The following is a 19,408-nucleotide window of genomic DNA, read 5'->3' on the forward strand; positions in this document are numbered from 1 at the left end:
ATGCGGATCAGCCGGACGGCAGCATCCTCAGCACCACGCAATTGCGCCCCGCATCCTTGGCGTGGTACAGCGCGGCGTCGGCCAGGCGCAGCAGGGCGTCGGGATCGGCGGCGCCCGGTGGCGACTGGACCGCGATGCCGACGCTGATCGTCACCTGCGCTGCATCGGCACTCGCATGGGGGATGGCCAGCTCTTCGATGGCGCGCCGCAGTGCTTCGCCGATCTGGCGCGCCTCGTCTGCGCCCGTGTTCGGCAGCACGATCGAAAACTCTTCGCCGCCGTAGCGCGCCGTCAGGTCGCCTGCGCGCCGCATGCCGGCCGCCAGCGCCTGCGCGACCCGGGTTAGGCAGGCGTCACCGGCCTGGTGGCCGTGACGGTCGTTGAAGCGCTTGAAGTAGTCGACATCGAGCATGACGACGGCCAGCGGCTGGCTGACGCGCGCGGCGCGCGCACATTCGGCGCGCAGCACGTCGTCGAAATGGCGTCGGTTCGCAAGGCCCGTCAGGCCGTCGGTGATGGACAGGGTTGCCAGCTTGCGGTTGGCGTCTTCCAGCTGTTCCGTGCGTTCGGCAACGCGCCGCTCCAGGCTGTCATGCAGCCTGGCGCTGGAAATCGAAATCATCGCCTGTACACCGAGCATGCGCAGGAAGGCGACGCGCTCCTGCGTGAACGAGGCTTCCGCAAGCCGGTTCTCGAAGTACAGGATGCCGTCGATCTGGCCGCCGTGCCGGATCGGCAGGCACATTACGGCACGCGGCCGCCGCACCTGCACGTACGGGTCGGCGGCAAAGCGCGACACGCCGTTGATGCTGTCTTCGATGACCTCCGTGCCAGTGCGGATCACGTAGCGCAGCAGCGACAGCGGGAACTGCGGGTCGCTGGCGGCGTTCAGATCGAGTCGCCGCGCTTGCAGGACGGTGATGCCGTCGCCATCGAGATTGGCCTCCAGCTGGTAGCTGCCTTCGGACAGCAGCAGCAGGCGCGCCACTTGCCCGCCAGCGTTTTCGCAGACGATGGAAATGAGGCGCGTCAGCACATTGCGCAGGCCGACTTCGTTCGACAGGATCTGTGCCGCCTTCAGCAGCGACACCAGGTCGAGCGCGGAACTGCCGTGCGTGTGGGGCCCCACCTGCGACAGCGTGGCGCGGCCATCCATCCGTGACAGCAGCGCAGCGTGGCGCGCCCGCAGTTGCGTCACCTTGCCCTCTGCGCCCCATTGGCCGTAGTGCGCGATGGCGTCCTGGATGAAGACGCCGGCCACGCGCGCGTGGCCCTGCTCGGACCAGCATTCGCCGCACAGCTCATTGCCCAGCGCTTGCACGTTGACGTAGCCTGCCAGGCCGGCGGCGTCGATCGCCTGCCGGTAGTGGCGCGTGGCCAGCTGCAGGTCGTCCCGGTAGCGTGCCATCTCGGCCATCACCAGCAGATGTTTGGCAGCGCTATTGTCCGAGCCTTGCCTGGCCCACTCGGTGAGGCTCGCCTGCAGTGCATCGATCACGCTCAGCAAAGCGCCCGCGTCGGGTCGCGCCGGGTCGCGCCGCAAGGCGCGCAGCCATATCAGCGCGGCGTAGAAGCTCGACTCGGCAACCTTGGCCTGGCCGCGCATGATCTGGGTGACGATGCCGAGCTGGCCGGCCAGCAGCTCGGCGTCGGCGCCGTCGAACAGGTAGGCGTTGCGGATCTTGCCTTGCAAATAGTAGGCGCGGTACAGCTGCGAATCGCCATACTGTGCGAGGAAGCGCGCCTCGCTGAACGTCGCATCATCGTAGCTGTCGTGACGGGGCAGGCAGCCCATCAGGCATTTGATCGGCTGGATCGCGGCGGCGACGCAGCAATCGGCCATCGCCTGCTGGCCGTTGGCGCGCATCAGCGCCAGGTCGTGCTCGATGTCGTGCATCAGGTGCGGCAGATAGTCGCCGAGGATCATCCGTTCGGTGGCGCGCACGGCCGCCACCACGCCGACCTGCACGAAATCGGCGATTTCCAGCGCCCAGCCAAAGGCTTCTTCGTACAGGGCGTCGGAGCTGCGCAGGGGCTGCGTCCAGTGGCTGATCAGCGCACCGAACATCAGGCCCGTGAGTGTGCGCGTCTGCAGATTGGCACGCCGCCTGGCCAGCGCCATCGCCATCGCGCCGAAGTCGTAGCCGCGCGCCACGTCGCCGTCGTACAGCGCCAGCATCAGCGCGTAGCCGACATAGGCGACGGCGCTGAAATCGCTGTTCCCCCGCTGCATGGACAGCTGCGTCATCGACACCACCATCAGCGCGCTGAGATCCTGCTGGCCGGCGTAATAGCTGGCCATCCACAGGCCCTGCATCATCTGCATCGCGGCCACCGCGTCCGGCGCGCACATCTCGCCGGCCGCCAGCAAGGTGGCGGGCGCCTGCGTGCCAGGCAGCCGCCCGATATCGGCGAGGATGTCGTCGAAACGCGCCTTCATGTGCGCGACATCGTGCGCAATGGCGATGTTCAACTGCGCCAGGCCTTCGCGCAGCACGGCGATGGCGTCGAGCAGGCGGCCCTGCAATTGATACTGGTGCGCCTGGATGGCAATGCAGCGTACCTGCAGCAGCGGGTGCAGGCTGCGGGCGCGCACCAGCGGATAGATCGCCTCGGCGGCATCGAACTGCCCGCACAGGTACGCCGCTTCGGCCGCGCCCAGCTGCAGGTCGAGCCAGAGGTCGGCGTGGACGCTCCACGCCTCTGCCGGCAGCAGGCCCAGACCAATGCGCATGTGCTCCAGCGTGGCCTGGAACGCGGCCGAGCGTCGTGCCTTGACGCCGGCCTGCAGATTGAGCGCGGCCAGCTGCACGCGCTCGTTCGCATCGTCGAGCAGCGCACGGCCGGCGTTGAGCTGTTCGACGATCTCGAACAGTGTCTCGTCCTGCTGCCCCGGCGTGGCATGCAGCAGCAGGCGGCCGATGCGAAGATGGTTGGCAGCGCGGGTAGCGGCATCGGCGACCAGGTAGGCTGCCTGCTGCACCCGGTCGTGCAGGAAGCGGTAATGGACGCCGCTGTGGCCGGCGCGGGTGTCGCCATTGACGTATTTATAGCGTTCGTCGAGCGGCTGGACCAGTCCTGCATGCAGCGCCGGCCACAAGGCTTGCTGCGTGTGCCGGGGCGAGCGGTCCACTGCCAGCGCAAGCGTGTCGAGCGTGAAGCGGTTGCCGCTGGAGGCGGCCAGTTGCAGCAGGTGCTGCGTTGCCGTGGGCAGGCGGTGGATTTTCTCCAGCAGCACCTCGACCACGTTGTCGGTATATTTGACCTGTTGTATCGCGCGCAGGTCCCAGTCCCAGCAATCGCCTTCGGCCCGGTAGCGCAGGTGGCCCGTTTCATTGAGCGTAGCGAGGAACTGGTTGAGGAAAAATGGATTGCCGGCCGTCTTGGTGTAGCAAATGCGGGTCAGTGGCGCGCAGTCAGGTGCCGCTACGCGCACGGTAGCGGCGACCATTTGCGCAACTTGCGCTTCGCTCAGGGGGCGCAAAAACAGCGTGGACAGGCGCACCTCGCGTGCGAGCAGCTTGTCGCGCAGCGCGATGAGGGGGTGCGCGGCGCTCACTTCGTTGTCGCGGTACGCGCCGATGAACAGCAGGCAGCACTGGTCGCAGGAGAGCATGAGCAGCTCGATCATCCGCAAGGTGGCCGCATCGGCCCATTGCAGGTCGTCCAGGAACAGCACCAGCGGATGCCCGGTGCAGGCGAAGACTTCGACGAAGCGGGGGAACAGGCGGTCCAGGCGCAGCTGGGCCTGAGCCGGCGCCGACGCGGGCACCGCGTCGGTGGGGCCGACGATCAACGCCAGTTGGGGAATCAGTTCGACCAGCACGCCGATGCCATCGCCCAGGGCGCCGTGCAGTTTTGCGGACCACTGCCGCAGCGTTGCTTCGGGCTGGCCCAGCAACTGGCGCACCAGCCCCTGGAAGGCCTGGATCAGCGAGGCATACGGGACGTCGCGCTGGAGCTGGTCAAACTTGCCGGACAGGAAACAGCCGCGCCGGGCGACGATCGGTTTCTGCACTTCGTTGACGACTGCCGATTTGCCGATGCCTGAATGGCCGGCCAGCAGCAGCATCTCGCAGCGCCCCGCGGCACTGCGTTCAAACGCCGCCAGCAGCACGGCGATGGCATCCTCGCGCCCATGCAGCGTCTGCGGCACCAGGAAGCGGTCATTGTGGTCGGACAGCTTGAGCGCCTGCGCCGGCTTGTCCGCGCGGCATGCTTCGAGGTCGCTGCGCAGGCCTTGCAAGCTCTGATAGCGCTGATCGGCATTTTTTTCCAGCAGGCGCTGGATGATCGGCAGCAGCTGGCCCGGCAAGTTTGCGAGTGCCGGATGCGACCAGTCGGGACTGCGGGCAATGTGGCAATGCACGAGTTCCATCGCGTCGCCCGCCTCGAACGGCGCCTGGCCGGCCAGCAGTTCGTAGAAGGTGGCGCCGAGCGCATAGAAATCGGCGCGCCAGTCGACCCGCCGATTCATGCGCCCCGTCTGTTCCGGCGCCATGTAACGCAACGTGCCTTCCAGGGCCTGGAGATTGACGATGCCATGGCTTTCGTAGGGCAGTTCACAGGCGATGCCGAAATCGGTCAGCTGCAGCAGACGCCGGTCGGCGTTCCACACCAGATTGGAGGGATTGATGTCCTTGTGGATCACGCCATGACGATGGACCGCTTCCAGCGCCGCGCACAGTTGCAGCGCGATGTCGAAAAAATCCTCCAGCGCCAACGCAGGCTGCGCCGGCGTCCTGCGCGCCGCCAGCTGCGTGCGCAACACCTGGTCGAGCGCCTCGCCACCGCTATCTTCCTGCAGCATCGTCCAGCACCCGTCGTGCAACTGCAGCGCCAGCGGATGCACGACGCCAGGATGGCGGCAGCGGCGCGCGATCGCATACTCGCGCTTGAATTGCGCCAGTTGCTGAAAGGAAGGGAACTGCTGATTGGGCTTCTTGACGATCAGCGCAGTGCCATCGACAGCCCTGGCGCGATACACCCGCGAGCGGCCACCGCTGTGCAACTGTTTGATGATCTCGTGGTCGAAAAGGGAGCGCATGGGCTGTTGCGGTACACGGACGGTTGCGGGAGCCTTGAGGCGCACATTTCGTGGTATTACTTGATTGTAAGTATTATATCAGTAGGAAGTCGGCGATGAGTGAGCGCTGCGATGGACTGTGGTGCAAACAACACCGGCAGGATGATGCCGAGCGTCAGGTCTCCGCCGGGGAAAACACGCTCACTTGTCCGCCCACGGTGGGCGCCGATCCGGTGCGCGCGCGGGCAAGGAGCAGGCATTTACTCTTGGGATAGGTCTGCATGGACGGCGAGATCGTCTTGGCGCTAAGTAACCCCCAATAAATTATTGTGATTTCTGACTTCCATAACCGGCGCTCTGCGTCGCAGCGGGCGCCTTGCCTAGCATCCGGCTATGTTCGTCATAATTGCACAATAATTTCCTGACGATTACTTAGCGCGGGACTGGCCGCGTAGGTGAAATTGTAGGGGAGAGCTGGTCGACGCATTGGTGGGCTGGTTGGATTCGCCATATTCATGTACGCAAAGAATTGGGCCGCAGCGAAGCCTGACAGCGAGGGAGCACATCTTGAAAAGTATGGCCGAAAACTGCTGCGATCTTTTGAGGCTGAGGCCATTCTATTGCGTGACCGATTGAATCCGCAGCCGAATCAGGCCAATGAATTCAATACTTTCTACTATTGGTGGACAGAAGTAGCTCACGCCCCCAGGCATTCGCGTCATCCAAAGAGTTGAAAACTTCAAATGGTCTGGCCGCCTCAGAAAATTTCTTTTTAAACAAAGGAAGCATAATAATGGATTCTGTAATTTCTTCACCAATTACCCAAGCGGTAGCAAGAGGGGAGATGTTACATTCACTTCGCTTTAGGAGAATAGAGCCAAATTCCACTAGTGCATCCTGCGGCATTAACATGCTCTCTCGAAACAATGCTATTTCCACAAAAGGCCCGTTATCCTTCAGTTCCGAATAAAGCGTGTCATTGAGGGCCAGGAGTGAAGAAAAGAATTCGCGATTGAACGGCCCGGTCAACTCAAGAAAAACGACATTCCCCTCTGGCCAGACTTTCACTTGACCATGTGGCTTGAAGAAAGAGGGTAGGAAATTTTCATGACTACGTGTATTTTTCATTGTCGGTGCTCGCTATAAAAGTTATTTCTACTTAATTTAACAGCGTTTTTATCGAGCGCTGACAGGTTGTGACCACGGCCGTCCCGGCCGGCAGCGGTTCGTGAGCATAACGAATTGCCAAGCGAGAAAAGTCACACATTGTCACCTCAACGTAAACGTTTGCTTCTGGCTGCTTGCCGTCGATAAGCAATTAAATCCACGGCCGACAGGCGCCCCCATGCCGAAATGCAACTTGGCAAGCTGCTGCCGAGGCGGCCAGCACCGGCATGGCGATTTTCTGATGCGCCCGCGTGAGCGCTTCCGGGCCGCGCCATGCGGTAGGGTCAGCCTGGGCTGGTCTCTTGCGGGTGCGCCATGCGCTCCAGGCGAAGCGCTGCGGCGGTTGCCAGTGCTCCGCTCGATTCCTGCAGCAGCGCATAGCGTGCCGCTTGCCCCTTAGCCATGCCCGGCGCGTGGCAGATCAATCCCGCCAGCGCACCATGCGAGCGAGGGGCAGGTCTGACAATCGGACAAAAGCTTGACAGTTCGTGCTTCCAAGTAGGGCAAATTGCACGACACGATTTCTATAAAAACCAAGGTCGTCTCCAAATGTCAGACCTTGCCCCGGCTTTCGGCTTTCAGGACCCCGGCTTTCCAACCGCCAACCCGTTTCCTGAATGAAGCCATGCATCCCTCTCGTTGAGGCGTAATCATGGCGTAAATTTGGCGTAATCGCTACTGGTTTTTGTCGGGTTTAATCTGGATTAAGGGAAATGCTGGGACGTAAAAAAAGCCACTAACCCGTTGATTATATGGGGTTTAATGGCTTTTTTGATGTTTCTGAATTCTGTGCGCTGGTGCCCGGAGCCGGAATTCAAATCCCAGCAATAATGCGGGCTGCAGAGTCTTGTGGGGATTTTTTGGGTAGGTATGATTGCGATTCCCAAAATGGGAATGCAAAATTGGCGTCACGAAAAGCTCCACTATACATGCTTACTGACCGACATTGGCTCGTACAAACGCCTGGCATGCGCGCCCAGTCGCGGCCACCTCCTCGGTCTGCAGGATCAAGGCTTGAATATTTCGCGCCACTGCGTCAGGAAGTAGCCGGCTGGTGGGATCGGCTGCAGCGCTTCCTGCGGCGCCACCGGTACCGGCCGGGGCGGCAGGTCCAGCACTTGCACAGAAGGCGGGCCTGCGCATGCGCTCAGTAGCAGCAAGGCGGGCGCGAACATCGTTGATTTCTTCATTGTAGACTTTCTTCACGGCCGCCGCCTGGGCGGCCTGTTGCCGGGTTTGCGCCAGGTTCTCGGCGGCGCGCTGGATTATGGCGGCATTTTGGGCCTGGGCCATGGCGGCTTTGCTGGCATTCCACTTACCTTCTATGCGGCTGGCGCCCAGCCACCAGCCGGAAGCGAAGCCCAGCACAAGCAGCACGAGCGCTGCGGCGGCCTTCGCATAGGCTGTCATGACGCCTGGTCCTTGGTGACGGTCGTCGACGTCATACCGGTGATGCTCGTCCCGACTGGCATTTCCCGCTTGTCGAAGATCACACGGGCAACCAGCGGCAGAACCCACATGCCGCCATACAGGCCGAACATTTCCGACGACAGCGCGCCTTTGATCTGCTGGTCAATGATTACCCAGGTAGTCACGCAAAGCACCATCATGAAGGCCACAGCCGTCTTGCTGACCTTCCCGCCTTCCATGATCAAGTCGAACAGGTCGAAGGCGAAATCGGGTCGCTTCTGCGCGCGCCAGAACGACAGGCCAATGACGATGAAGACCACGCAAAGCGCTGTCAGCATAGGATCGATCTTGGCGAAGTTCATGGGGCACCAACACGGTTTGCCATCCAGCCGAAAAAGAAATCCTCGTTCACCTGGCGCGCCTCGGTGATTTCCAGGTAGCGCACCGCCTGCAGGGCGTTCAGACCGCGCAGCAGCACAGTGGCGCCCAGCTCGCCGCGCTTCTTGAGCAGGGCCGCCAGCGCAGCCAGCGTGGCCGGGCCGACCTTGCCGTCGACAGTCAGGTCGGGCCACGCGGTGCCGCGCTGGTTCAGGGCATTGAGCAGGCGCTGCAGCCAGGGCCCGGGCACGGCGGAGCCCATGTTCACAGCCGTATCGATCAGCTCTTCGACCACACCGGCGTGCATAGCGATGATCGGCGCGAAGCCCGGCTCGTTGATGTAGCGGCGCGTGTAGACGGCAACGGCGAATTCACGCGGCAGGTTGCGCATGTCGCCAGCATAGCCAGACGCACGCGCTACGGCTTCGGTGATGCCGTACATGGTCTTGCCGCCCTTGTCGGCTGGGTTGTCGCTGTAGCCGCCCTCGCGCACAATCAGGTCATCGATGATTTTCATGCTACATCCCTTTCGTTTTCAATGTCGGCCAGCTGCCGCGTCAGAATTTTGTTGGTGATGACAGAGTTTTTGTAGTTGACCAGGTGAATGCGAATCAGCAGGATGGTGGCCACGACGCCGACGAAGATGCCCGCGTTGGTAGCCCAGCCAGTAAGCACCTGGGCCATTTCCGCAATGCTCAATCCTGCCGTGGTAGTGGCCGATGCTGCCAGAAGCCGAGGACTATTTATCGCCTCGTTGACGGCGTTCATTAATACGTTTTGCCAGTTCATCGTTTTTCACTTTCATGATGTAGACCCGGCCGCCCAAGATGAGACTGACGAAGAAAAGACCGCCAAGAATGTACGTAGCCATTAATGGTGCCTGTAAAGAGTAACCGGAAATATTGTGCATACATCACCCCCTGCATAAGCACGTCGTAAAGTGCTGGCGGGGAGTGGGTCAGGTAGACTATCCAGCCTTGGAAATTAACGACTATGCTTGCCCAGCAAAGGACTTGCATGTCGAAGGAAAGGCGGCCTGTCAGTATCTTGGCTGAACAGATCATTAAAGCGAAATCACACAGCGCGGCGCTCCCGTGATAAGCCAGCATCCATTCGTGCGTGTTGGGCCATGGATAAGCTATCTCATCGTGCGCCCAGCCTACCGAGTAAAACAGCAGGCCAAGCAGCAGGCGGAAGCGCCAGGTGTTCATTTCGACTTGGGTTTCTTCGGTGGCGTCGACTTTGGCTGTTCTGTTGGTTTCCCTTTACCCTTGCCGCCAATTTCGTAAATCGTATTCATGATGATACCTTTCAGTAGTTAAAGTGCGCTTGTCAAATATGTACCGCTAAAAATGACTGTAACAGTTGTTCCGGGGAGATCTGTTGCAGGAACGGTTGTTACAGCTAATCCGCTTCCAGATTTTCTTAGGTCAATTAAATTACTGCCAGGAGAAATAATACCTGAAAGCATGGTGTATGCTCCGCCTCCAAAGGTGAAACCAGAGAATAGAGAAATATTTACCAAAAAAGTTGAGTTTGGCGCTGGAGCTGCTGGATAAGGTAAATTTCTTATTTGCAAAGCGCCAGATATTGCAGCATCCTTGGCTGTTATGGAAATTGTTCCGCTAATTGTTACCTCATTCCCGCGCCTTGAAAAGGTTCCATCAAATGTACCAGTATGTGTTCCATTGGTAACTGAGGCTCCTAATGCTGGGGCGACTGGCCATAATCCTTGCTCTTGGTCGAATGGGGTTGCTCCGTAAATCTGGAAATCAACGGCCTTCGAAGTTGCCAGCGTGATAGTAAATGTCGTTGATGTTACGGAGGATACGACTGCATATTCGCTGTTCGTCCCATCTGTATTGACCATTCGCATGCGCGTCCCGATGCCGATAGACTCCATGGTTTTCGGAGTGATCGTTGCAACTCCAGCAGATGCACCAGAAGGAGAATAAGTAGCAGCAACTTGGCGAATGGAATTTTGTCGAATCGAGGTAGACGACCCTGCTACAAATGGGCCGGTAGTTGAGCGACCAACGCCTGATACTAATTTAGTATTTCCCTCGATTACGTTACCTGTAGACTGGTTATTAGAGCCACCAGTAAAATTAATACATGCAGGCGACTGACCAAAGCAATTCCCTGCGATTACACCATTGCTTGCATGGTCCATCAATATATTTGCAATTGCAGGAGAAATAGCAAGGTTAGTAGCAATTTCATAGCCAACACATGGACCGACATATGCTCCAGAAACCGTTGTGTCCGTCAGGCGGAAATCAGTGACGGTATGAACTTCTGATTCATTGCTGCGTATTTCCAGTCCATACACGCCAGATGCACGGATGGCTTCAAATCCAGCATTGAAATTATTATCTCTGATTGCGTGCGAACCGCCGCCATCGTCTAGGATATTGTAAAGCGCTGCGGGGTCTGCGTTAAACTGATTCCGAGTGATAGCAATTTTATTGGTAAATCCCAGCAAGACTCCAGGTGTAAAGTCTGGACCATTCACAATCCAAATTCCAATGCCTCCTGCTGGAGTAATATATTCACAACGGTCTACATTCAAATGCTCTGTCTGGTCAAAAATAGATCCGTACTTAAAACCAGTAATTTTTACCATATCAAGATCTACATATGATCCCCCCACATCAACAAAAGCAGATCCTGTAGATGCAAGGTTTGATGTTGTGATAGTGCAGTTGCTAATACCAATATTGGCGGCAGTACTAGAATTAATTGGATTGGTAGAAACGAAACCATGTCCAGCGTGGGTAAATTCAAATACGGTAGCCATCTTGGTTTTGCCAACGAGGGTAACGTTATTCTTCCAAGGAATGGATTTTGAGCAGACAAACTTTCCTCTCGGCGCAACAAGGCGCGTACCTGATGGCAGAAGACTGACGAAGATAATCGCATTAATGATGTTATCTGAGGCATCATAGGTACTGGTCTTCGCCAAAATTCCTGCCTGCTGTGCCTTGGGAATGAAATCGAACAGGCTAATTTCTTCTTGCAACTTGTCTGCTACAGTGCGCGGAGCCAGGCCGGCAGCCTGAAGATAGCCAACAACAGAGGCTCCTGAGATTGATGCAAGAGAAGTTGTAATAGCAGCAGCCGCATCGGCGGTTGGCTCCGCACGTCTCGTCCATACAGTCGATCCATCAGCTCTCTTCAAGCTGATGTCGTACGCGCCGGCGGCCAAGTAGAGTGGTGTCGGCAACTCGCCGCGGGCGTTCAAGCCAATGTATTGCCCACCCATACCATCAGCAGTATAGGTCTGAGGAATCGTACCTTCGGGGTCAGTATAGGCAACCTTCTGCGTCGTGGTGCCGTAGTCATAGGTGTACAGGCGGCCACCGACCAGGGTGATTCCGGCATCTGTAAATTCCTGTACATTGAAAAGTGCTGGCTGGCTTGCTGACATGGTTGGCCCTGGAAACAAAAAGCCCCGCATAGGCGAGGCTGGAAAAGAAAAAAGCCGCCTGGAAGGGCGGCTTGCTGGGTGCGTGGGGTGCGGGTTACTGCTGCTGGATGCGTACTGGGGTCGAGAGGTTGCCGGACAGGCTGCCGCCGGCCTGGCCAGCCAGGGCGCCGACGCCGCCATTCAGCATCAAATTTCGGTCGTTGAGTTGCTGCACGATCTTGACGATGGCATTCATGTTTTGCTGGCCCTCGGCGCCGCGCGACAGGAGCATGGCACCCATCTGGTTGCGGACGGATTCGGGTACAGCCACGCGGTTCCAGACATTCTTGGCGGCGCCAATGGCGGCCAGCGGGTTGCCAGCCTTAGCCGATGCCAAGCTGGAACCTGCCTCGGATAGCACGCGTGTATCCATATCCCCCATGCCAGCCAGGCGGGCCGCCGTCTGCGATCCCACTCCCACGCTCTGGATGCGCTTCAATTGCGCTTCCTTGGCCACATCAGCGGCGAATTCGCGGTAGGCGCGCTGGCTGCCGAAGATTGCGCGCAACTTCTCTTGCGTCGCCGGCTCCTTCCACATGTTCATGATGTTGGTTTGACCGCCTTGGGTGCCAAGCTTCTCGCGTAGGCCCTCAAAGGCACCGATGCGGAAGGCCTGAAGCTCGTTGTCGCTCATGTTGCGCACGACTGTGTTGATACCAGCCTCGCCTTGATTGATGGCCTTCTTTCCCGCGTTTGCTGCATCGATCAGGGAGCTGGGCTGCGAAAAGGCATTACGCGCGTCGCGATACAGCGACGCGCCTGTCTGGGGATTGGTGGTGGCAGCGTCCAGCTCGTTAATCAGCTTGGTCCGCAGATCTGTATAGGATCGCCCAAGTGCAGTAACGGTGCCGTCTGGACGGGTCGCTGCGGAAGATTTCAGTAAATCGTCAAGACCCTGCTTGACGTGGTCCAGATCATTCATGCGCCATGCGCCAATTTTATTGGTGACGCTGTTTCCAGCTGGCGGCGCAACGTCCATCAAAAAAGGCTGTTGATACCCAGTTGCAATCTTTCGACCCAGCGCCAATGCCCCAAGACGATCTGCGTCGCCAATGATGCTTACCAGTTGGGGCGATGGTGCAATATCAGTGTTGCGCAGCTGTGCGTAAAGTGGTGCCGAGTCTTGTGTGCGCCGTGCAATCAAGGCATCTACAGTAGTCGGCAAGCGCTGGCCCTGCGTATCGAGTGCTTTCTCGGCCGAACTGCGCATACGCTCACCCACGCCGGCCGTGCGCTGCCGCTGCAGGTTGTACACGGATTCCTTGGTTCGGCCGGGCAGGGTGGCCAGCGTGTCGAGCAGCTGATTCGTGTTGCGGCCGGCGGCGTCTGTCAGCACAGCTTCGTCACCCAGCTTGCCAAAGCGGGCGGCCACCTGGGCGAGTGGATTGACATAGCCGCCGGTCGCCAGGGTGCCGCGTGCGTCTCGCGCAATGGCCTCGGCTACCTTTTGTTTTGCATATTCCAGAGCGGATGACTGGGAAAAACGCTGTTTCACGTTGCCCGCCACGGCGCCCAGCGCACCAGTGATGGGCGAGGCCACGCCGCCCAGGGCCGCGCTGGTGGCCGCACCGGTTGCCGCGTCGCCCAGCGTACCCGCAAAAGTATCGGCCTTGGACTGCGCCGCGCCCATTACGCCGCCATACGCCGCACCGATGCCGGCCGCCTGCGCCGCCTTGACGCCAGTGCCCATGATACCGGGCGCCGCGCGCGTCATCCCCGCCATCTGCATCAGCTTGGCGCCACCCTTGACTGCTGCACCGCCGACTGGCAGCGTGGCAAGGATATCCCCGCCCACTTCACCGGTACCCGTGGCAATCGGATAGGCTTCCTTGTAAGGTGCCAGTTCGGCCGTCAGGCGGGCGCGGCCAGCATCAGCATCGTCGACCAGCCATTTCCCGGCGCGCGCCAGCATGTTCGGCTGCGGCTTGTTGCCAGTGACCAGATCGGCCATGGATGGCGTGGAGGAGCTGGTCGCATCACCGAGAACGCCATACCATTTGCCCAGCAGGCGCTGGGCGCCAAGCGCCAGGCGGCCTACGCTGGTACCGGCGCCGGCCGTCATGGCTTTTGCGCCACCCATCAAGGTGCCTTCCGCTGGGAGGGGCTTGGCTTGGGGGGGCGCAGCAGCCGGCTTGCTGGGCGCGGATACGGGCGCGCTGTCGGCGGTGCCCAGCTGAGTTTGCAGCATCTGGAAGGCTTGCTGTTCAGTCGCCCCCTCTGGCCCGGCCACCGAGTACTTCTTCCCGTCCGGGCCGGTGAATGTGAAGGTGGGCATTATTTGACCTCCACAGACCAGCCTTGCGGCAGAGTTGGTTTAACCGGCGCGGCGGTACCAGTCGAATCGATGTAGCGTTGATTAATATTGCGAATGGTCCGCATGGCGGCGCGTTTGGTCTGCGCGGGCAGCGTGGGATCGCCAATCTGGCCGGCCATTTGTCGATACAGCAAGACGTCCTTGTCCGATTGCGGGCCCGACATTTTCGGCATCTTGGAGATCAGCGCACCTTCCAGCGCGCGCAGTTCCGATGCGGCCTCGGCGCCCGACGTGCTCTTGCCCATGGCGCGGGCAGCCATATCGACACCCATGCCGACATAGCCTTGCGTCGACTGGTCGAGCAGCGGCTCTGCCAAGTCCAGCAAGCCCAGCACGGTTTGCGCATCGGCCAGTTTGGTTTGCTGGTCGGTCGTCTTTGATGCCACAGGGCCGCCTGGGATTGCTTCGAGCGAACCGTCCGGCTTCCAGCGGTAGCCCGGAGGTGGCTTGCCACCTGGCCCATTCGCCTCGCGCATGCGCGAATCGACCTTGTTTTGCCCGGAGACCGTCACAGCACGGTTTGCATCGCCCTCGGACTTGATGCGCTGGTCAGTGATGCCGAACTGGCGCACCTGCTCCTGCTGCTTCATCTGCTCAAATTGCTGTTTCAATTGGTCCGTCACCGACTGGCCACCCTGCATAGCCGCCGCCTTCCACTGGGCGAAGGCTTGTGGGTTGCTTGCAGCCTGCTGGATGCGGGCAACACCTTGCTCATACTGGCCCGGCTGCGAAAACAGACCCAGGGCCCGGCTTTCATCTGCCCACGCCAGCGCATCTTCCGGGCTTTGCACGGTAGCGAGCTTCTGCGACTGGAAATTGTGCAGGGCAACAGATTGAGCGAGCTTCGTTTTGGCGGTTTCCGCGTCGTCCTTGTCGGCGGCAGCAGTACCTTTGCGCCGCTCGATCAGCGACTTGTCGAGAGCATCGGCCGCCGCGAAGCCTTCCGGCGAAGCGGTACCGCGCATCGCCTGGATGCGCTGGTCGTCGGTGGCGCCTTGTGGCAGACCCATCAAAGCCTGGCGCAGCTGGTCCGCGCGCTGGCGCGATTGCACGCCGTCGGTATATTTTTGCTTGCCGGCTGCCAGCTCCAGGGCGTTCTGCCCCAGGGCCTGCTTGCGTGCATCGGCCGCATCGTACTCAGCCGTGTATTCCATGACCGATTTCGGTGGCCGCAGGTACTGCTGGAAAATATTGTCGTCTGCCATTTTTCAATTCCCGATCAAGGCGAGTAGCCGAAGCCGTAGTCGTTAAAGTTGGCGGTCTGGTTCGTCGCGCCTTCGGTGATGCCTTGCGAGCTGTTGCCGCCCGAATTGCGGCCATACAGTGCCGCCAGCTGGTTGCCTGCATTCCCCCAGATATTGCCCTGCGCAAGCGTCGCTGCGCCGGCATTATTGGCAGCGGCCTGCGTCAAGGCATTGTTGGATGCCGTAGTCTGGGCACCAAGGGCGCTGACGTTCTGCGTGCTGGTCTGGCCGATCTGCGCCAGAGCGGCCAAGCGGTTCAGCCGGTCGCTACGCGCCTGGTTGGCGCGGTTGTAGGCTGCGCTGTAGCCGCTGGTGGCGTAGTCGGTGCCATATTGGGCTGCTGCCTTCAACGCGGCGCCGGAAATACGGCCGCCAGCGGCGGACGTTTGACGGTTGATGGCTTGCTGACCCTGGTCTAGGCCAAACTGATAGCCGGGTTCGAGTTGCACCTGACTCCGGTCGAGTGGGGTGTCGTTCTCGCTGGCGAAGGTGCCGAGCGCCTTGGCGCCGGCCTCGCGGTATGGCGCATAGTCGGCGCGGGTCTGGTCGTACTGGCGTGCGTTCTCAGCCAGTGACTTATCAGTACCCTCCGCCTGTTTGTTCGAGGCGCTTTTTGTGGCGCTGGCACCGATCAGCGCACCACCTACAATTGCTGCTGCTCCCCAAGGCATGCTATTTCTCCTTCCTGATGCAAACGATCATCGTCACGCGCTCGTACGGCGTGGGATTGGTGACCCAGTGCAGGTATTGATTGTCGAACCAGTATACGTCTCCCGGGCGCGATTCCAGGCGCTCATCCTCGAAACAGAATTCCTGACCTGGTGCGCTGGTCAGCTGCACGGCAAATTTGTCATAGCGACGCGCATGCCAGCCCGGATCCGTGTGCGGCTTGCATTGGGCGCCAGGCGGAATGCGGGTGATCAGCACGCCGCCCAGCTCGACACCCTGGACCATGTGCATCAGGTCGTGGCACATGCCGATGATGCCCAGCGCCTCAGCTGCTGGGTACCAGTACGATTCGTGTACACCACCATCGTCGGCGCGGGCCGGGGCGCCGAAGCGGGCCCAGATATCGTCCAGACCGTGATGTGGGCTATCCGGGCTGATCGTGCGCGCATCGTGCTGGTTCCACAGTTCGGGGTGGCTGCGCAGCGCCCACAGGATGGGAGCAACGGGAAAGTCCTTGGCAACAAGCAGAATTTTCTTACCCATGCCCAGGCACCAACTTGAGCGATTCTTGCGCCAGTTCCTTCGGCGCCAGATGATCTGCCCACAGGCACAACCACACCACGTCAGTGACGGCGCGCACGCTGTGCTGAGTATTGGCCGGCACGGTCAACAGGCGGTAGCCAGTGAGACGCTCGGTCTTGCCATTGATAGTGACATCTGCTGTGCCGGACACCAGCACCGACATATGCGAATGGGCATGGACGTGGGATTCGAGCAGGTATCCCGCCTCGGCGCGCGTCTGCACCGCAAAGACATTTCCCGACTCGGCGTCGCCGCCGTGAAATTCGATATCCATTAGCCTGCCACCCCGATCTCGCCTTCGCCCGAAATCGTCAACGCGCTGGCGGTACTCGCGCCGCCCACCAGGAAGTCCACCGCGTCCATGCGCAGCAGGCCATACCAGTCATACGAGGAATTGGCCGCCACTACCTGTCCTGCGCCCACCACTTCGCTACCAGCCGCGTTTGCGCCGGTCGCGCCGAGCCACAGCGAGAAGCTCACGGCGGCCGCAGTGCGGTTCGTGATGCGCAGGTGCTTGAGGATGATGAACTGCGGCGAGGCGCCTGCATTCACGCCGCCGCTCGCTGCTGGTGGATTGAGCAGGTTGGTGGTCAGGGTCGCGCTCAGTGCCAGGGGGCCAAAGCGAAATGTCTTGTTCGATGCCATGATTGCCTCTTAGGTATTTTTAACTGGCCAGAGAACGTCATTGCTCTCGGCGTCTTGCAACAAAAATATGGCCGGGCCAGCCGGGCCAGTCTCGCCGCGTGGACCAGGCGGCCCTGGTGTGAGCTCTGGCGCTTCCGGATCGGCAGCGGTGAAGAAGAGTGCCGGGCCGGGTGCGCCAGTTGCGCCATCGCTACCTGGCGGGCCTGGGATGACATCCGCCGCTTCGCCGGCGTCACTCATGAAGGCCAGCGCCGCGCCCGCCGCACCAAATGCGCCAGCGGCGCCGGATGCGCCGTCCTTGCCCGGCAGGCCTATCTGCCCGACCGCCGCGCTGGTGTCGGTAACCTGGGTATTGAGGGAAAGGAAATAGCGCGCCCATTCCGGCGTGAGGTAGATCTCGACCTGCTTGCCGGCCACCATTGCGGTACCGATGGCGATACGGGTTGGGGCTGGGACGCTAATCATCAATGGCCGCCGCATGGATATTGAATGGGACGGGGTCGGAGCAGCGGATCCGGAAAACCCGGTCGTGCGCCGTGCCCAGCATCATCCAGCGCACTTTCTGCATCCAGCGCCCGATGGCGCCGAGCGGGCGCAGCAGCTTGGGGCCGAAGGTATAGCCGCCATCGTTCGACAGTTCGAGCGTGACGTTGCCGCCGTGGCCGGTGGTGCATGCCAGTTCCAGTCCAGCAAAGGTGATCGGTTCCATGCTGCCCTTGACCATATGGGGCCATGTGCGCTCGCGCACCAGCGGATCGCCGCCCAGGGTGTAGGTGGTGGGGTCAATCTTGTACAGCTTGCCGGCGGCATCGCCAGCATATTGCGCACCATTAGCGAAACACACGTTGGTAGCACGCAGCGGCGCCCAGCCATCGCCCCACTCGGCACGTTCATGCCATTGCTGCATGGCGGCGTCGTAGACCAGTGTGGTGCTCATGCCTGGCGCGTTGATGCCGATGAATTCATGCCCGTCAACCTGGTATGTCCACATGCTGGCCGCTGCCAGGTCGGTAGACTTGGCCAGCAGCTGCTCGATGGCGCGCGTGGAGACGCGGGCAGGGGCATGGCCCAGCATGCGATACACAATGCCGCTGCCGGTGCGCGTCTGGCCGATCCAGAAGATCGAATCGGCAGCGACGATGGCGGCATCCTTTCCGACGCAACCGACGTCGATCTGCGCCGAGTTGTAGCGCGCGAAAGGGAACAAGGCGCCGCCGCTGTTGATCCAGATTTCGGTGGTGTAGGTGCCCAGCAGGATCAATTCACGGTGCAGCACCTTGCTGGTGACGATGTTGTCCGGCTGCGCGTCGGCCGAGGTGAAGTCCAGGGCATCGATCTTGCTGGCGTCGTCGAGGGCGGTGATGTAAAACTGGTCGATACCGGGCGCCACAAAGATCATATAGCCATCGATGAAGTCGACCGTGTTCGAACCGCGCCAGGCCGGCGAAGTGATAATGCCCAGCACATTGCTGGCCAAGGTGTAGACCTGGCCCATCGCTCCGGACACGATCACCAGCTGGGTGTTGTTGTGCGCCATGCCGACGGTGCCACTGGACGATGCCAGCGTGCCGCGGCTGACGGCGGCGCCGTCCACGATCTCGAATAAGGTACTGCCAGCCACGACGAACCAGCGGCCTTCAACGTTGCGCTGGCCACGAATCTCGGCGCCCAAGGTGAGGAACAGGGCCAAACCAGGGGCCGACACCTGCGTCAGCACGCGCGTTTCACCCAGACCTTCGATCTGCTCCAGATAGCAGTTGATCGCCGTCTGCACAGCTGCCTTGCGATCATCCAGGTGGTAGCTGGGGCCGATGCAGGCGACGTAGTTGCGGCCGGCCATCAGTTCCATCCCTGCAGGATGTTGCCGACGCATGTCGGCGCCAGCGGGTTGGCGCTCAGCATGGCGGGGCGGACATTTCCGCTTTTTATGCGGAATAGAGCGCGTTGCTCGGCCAGCATCAGGTCAGCGGTGACCTTGCCCAGCAGTGCCGGTGCCATGGCCACGGCCAGAGAGGCTGCAAAGGCACCCTGATAGCCAGCAGGCAGCAAGTAGCCGGTATCGAGGTCTGCAAACTGCGAAAAGGCCTTGCGCGACAGCGCGTTGATGGTGTTTCCGGTGGCGGCTGGATACAGAAAGATGGTGGACAGGCCATCTTGCGCCCAGACTTCCGGACGGCCACCTGTCGTTTTCAGCTGAATATCGTTGTATTGCGCCATGGTGATGGGTGCCATGGGATAGTCGTCGGCTTGCAGCTGCTCGACCTGGTCACCCGGTGCGATTGCTGCAAAATCACCAGCGCCCAGCGTTAGCGTCGGACCCGTGACCACGCCGGAGATGATCTGGTCTTGCGGCGGCATGGTGCTGCCGACCGACCAGTCATCGGCGATGGCATTGAGCCGGCGCAGGCAGACGGCGGCGAGGTCGGCGTCGACCGCCTCGCCGGGCGCCAGCCGGTTCATGGACTCGAGGGCCAGGCTGATGATGGTGCGGGCGGTGACCATGG

Annotated in this window: 17 protein-coding genes; all 17 read right to left on the minus strand. The window is 60.6% G+C overall.

Annotated features, from left to right (window positions below):
- Positions 1 to 7: 7 nt before the first annotated feature.
- Positions 8 to 5,047, minus strand: coding sequence for a diguanylate cyclase domain-containing protein (locus CLU93_RS22090; RefSeq protein WP_099763312.1), 5,040 nt, complete (start codon positions 5,045 to 5,047; stop codon positions 8 to 10).
- 642 nt (positions 5,048 to 5,689) lie between these two features.
- Positions 5,690 to 6,154 (minus strand): hypothetical protein, encoded by a 465-nt coding sequence (locus tag CLU93_RS22095; RefSeq protein WP_099763313.1) that lies wholly within the window; start codon positions 6,152 to 6,154, stop codon positions 5,690 to 5,692.
- 972 nt (positions 6,155 to 7,126) lie between these two features.
- On the minus strand, positions 7,127 to 7,603 hold the full coding sequence (locus tag CLU93_RS22100; protein ID WP_099763314.1) for a hypothetical protein: 477 nt from the start codon (positions 7,601 to 7,603) through the stop codon (positions 7,127 to 7,129).
- Complete coding sequence (locus CLU93_RS22105; RefSeq protein ID WP_099763315.1) at positions 7,600 to 7,965, minus strand: hypothetical protein; 366 nt, start codon at positions 7,963 to 7,965, stop codon at positions 7,600 to 7,602. The genes CLU93_RS22100 and CLU93_RS22105 overlap by 4 nt, the downstream gene beginning before the upstream one ends.
- Positions 7,962 to 8,498 carry a glycoside hydrolase family 108 protein gene (locus CLU93_RS22110; RefSeq protein WP_099763316.1) on the minus strand — a complete coding sequence of 179 codons (537 nt, stop codon included), beginning with the start codon at positions 8,496 to 8,498 and terminating at the stop codon, positions 7,962 to 7,964. The genes CLU93_RS22105 and CLU93_RS22110 overlap by 4 nt, the downstream gene beginning before the upstream one ends.
- The gene (locus CLU93_RS22115; protein WP_099763317.1) at positions 8,495 to 8,770 is read right to left on the minus strand and encodes a hypothetical protein; all 276 of its coding nucleotides are present in this window, start codon (positions 8,768 to 8,770) and stop codon (positions 8,495 to 8,497) included. The genes CLU93_RS22110 and CLU93_RS22115 overlap by 4 nt, the downstream gene beginning before the upstream one ends.
- Positions 8,767 to 9,192 (minus strand): hypothetical protein, encoded by a 426-nt coding sequence (locus CLU93_RS22120; protein ID WP_099763318.1) that lies wholly within the window; start codon positions 9,190 to 9,192, stop codon positions 8,767 to 8,769. Before CLU93_RS22120 ends, CLU93_RS22115 begins: the two co-directional genes overlap by 4 nt.
- A 107-nt stretch (positions 9,193 to 9,299) precedes the next feature.
- Positions 9,300 to 11,411 (minus strand): hypothetical protein, encoded by a 2,112-nt coding sequence (locus tag CLU93_RS27915; RefSeq protein ID WP_143451782.1) that lies wholly within the window; start codon positions 11,409 to 11,411, stop codon positions 9,300 to 9,302.
- 94 nt (positions 11,412 to 11,505) lie between these two features.
- Entirely contained in the window at positions 11,506 to 13,725 is a 2,220-nt protein-coding gene (locus CLU93_RS22125; protein WP_099763319.1) for a hypothetical protein, read from the minus strand.
- Positions 13,725 to 14,969, minus strand: a complete 1,245-nt coding sequence (locus tag CLU93_RS22130) for a hypothetical protein (RefSeq protein ID WP_099763320.1) — start codon at positions 14,967 to 14,969, stop codon at positions 13,725 to 13,727. Before CLU93_RS22130 ends, CLU93_RS22125 begins: the two co-directional genes overlap by 1 nt.
- A gap of 14 nt (positions 14,970 to 14,983) precedes the next feature.
- Positions 14,984 to 15,679, minus strand: coding sequence for a hypothetical protein (locus CLU93_RS22135; RefSeq protein ID WP_099763321.1), 696 nt, complete (start codon positions 15,677 to 15,679; stop codon positions 14,984 to 14,986).
- 1 nt (position 15,680) lies between these two features.
- Complete coding sequence (locus CLU93_RS22140; protein ID WP_099763322.1) at positions 15,681 to 16,220, minus strand: aspartyl/asparaginyl beta-hydroxylase domain-containing protein; 540 nt, start codon at positions 16,218 to 16,220, stop codon at positions 15,681 to 15,683.
- Positions 16,213 to 16,533 carry a cupin domain-containing protein gene (locus CLU93_RS22145; RefSeq protein WP_099763323.1) on the minus strand — a complete coding sequence of 107 codons (321 nt, stop codon included), beginning with the start codon at positions 16,531 to 16,533 and terminating at the stop codon, positions 16,213 to 16,215. Before CLU93_RS22145 ends, CLU93_RS22140 begins: the two co-directional genes overlap by 8 nt.
- Positions 16,533 to 16,904: a hypothetical protein gene (locus CLU93_RS22150; RefSeq protein WP_099763324.1), complete on the minus strand. Its 372-nt coding sequence runs from the start codon at positions 16,902 to 16,904 to the stop codon at positions 16,533 to 16,535. Before CLU93_RS22150 ends, CLU93_RS22145 begins: the two co-directional genes overlap by 1 nt.
- Positions 16,905 to 16,913: 9 nt before the next feature.
- Positions 16,914 to 17,324: a hypothetical protein gene (locus CLU93_RS22155; protein ID WP_180287909.1), complete on the minus strand. Its 411-nt coding sequence runs from the start codon at positions 17,322 to 17,324 to the stop codon at positions 16,914 to 16,916.
- Positions 17,325 to 17,361: 37 nt separating this feature from the next.
- Complete coding sequence (locus tag CLU93_RS22160; RefSeq protein ID WP_099763326.1) at positions 17,362 to 18,777, minus strand: packaged DNA stabilization protein; 1,416 nt, start codon at positions 18,775 to 18,777, stop codon at positions 17,362 to 17,364.
- Positions 18,744 to 19,406: a hypothetical protein gene (locus CLU93_RS22165; protein ID WP_099763327.1), complete on the minus strand. Its 663-nt coding sequence runs from the start codon at positions 19,404 to 19,406 to the stop codon at positions 18,744 to 18,746. The genes CLU93_RS22160 and CLU93_RS22165 overlap by 34 nt, the downstream gene beginning before the upstream one ends.
- Positions 19,407 to 19,408: the final 2 nt, after the last annotated feature.

Source organism: Janthinobacterium sp. 35 (assembly GCF_002754575.1).
In the GTDB taxonomy this organism is placed as follows: Bacteria; Pseudomonadota; Gammaproteobacteria; order Burkholderiales; family Burkholderiaceae_D; genus Janthinobacterium; species Janthinobacterium tructae.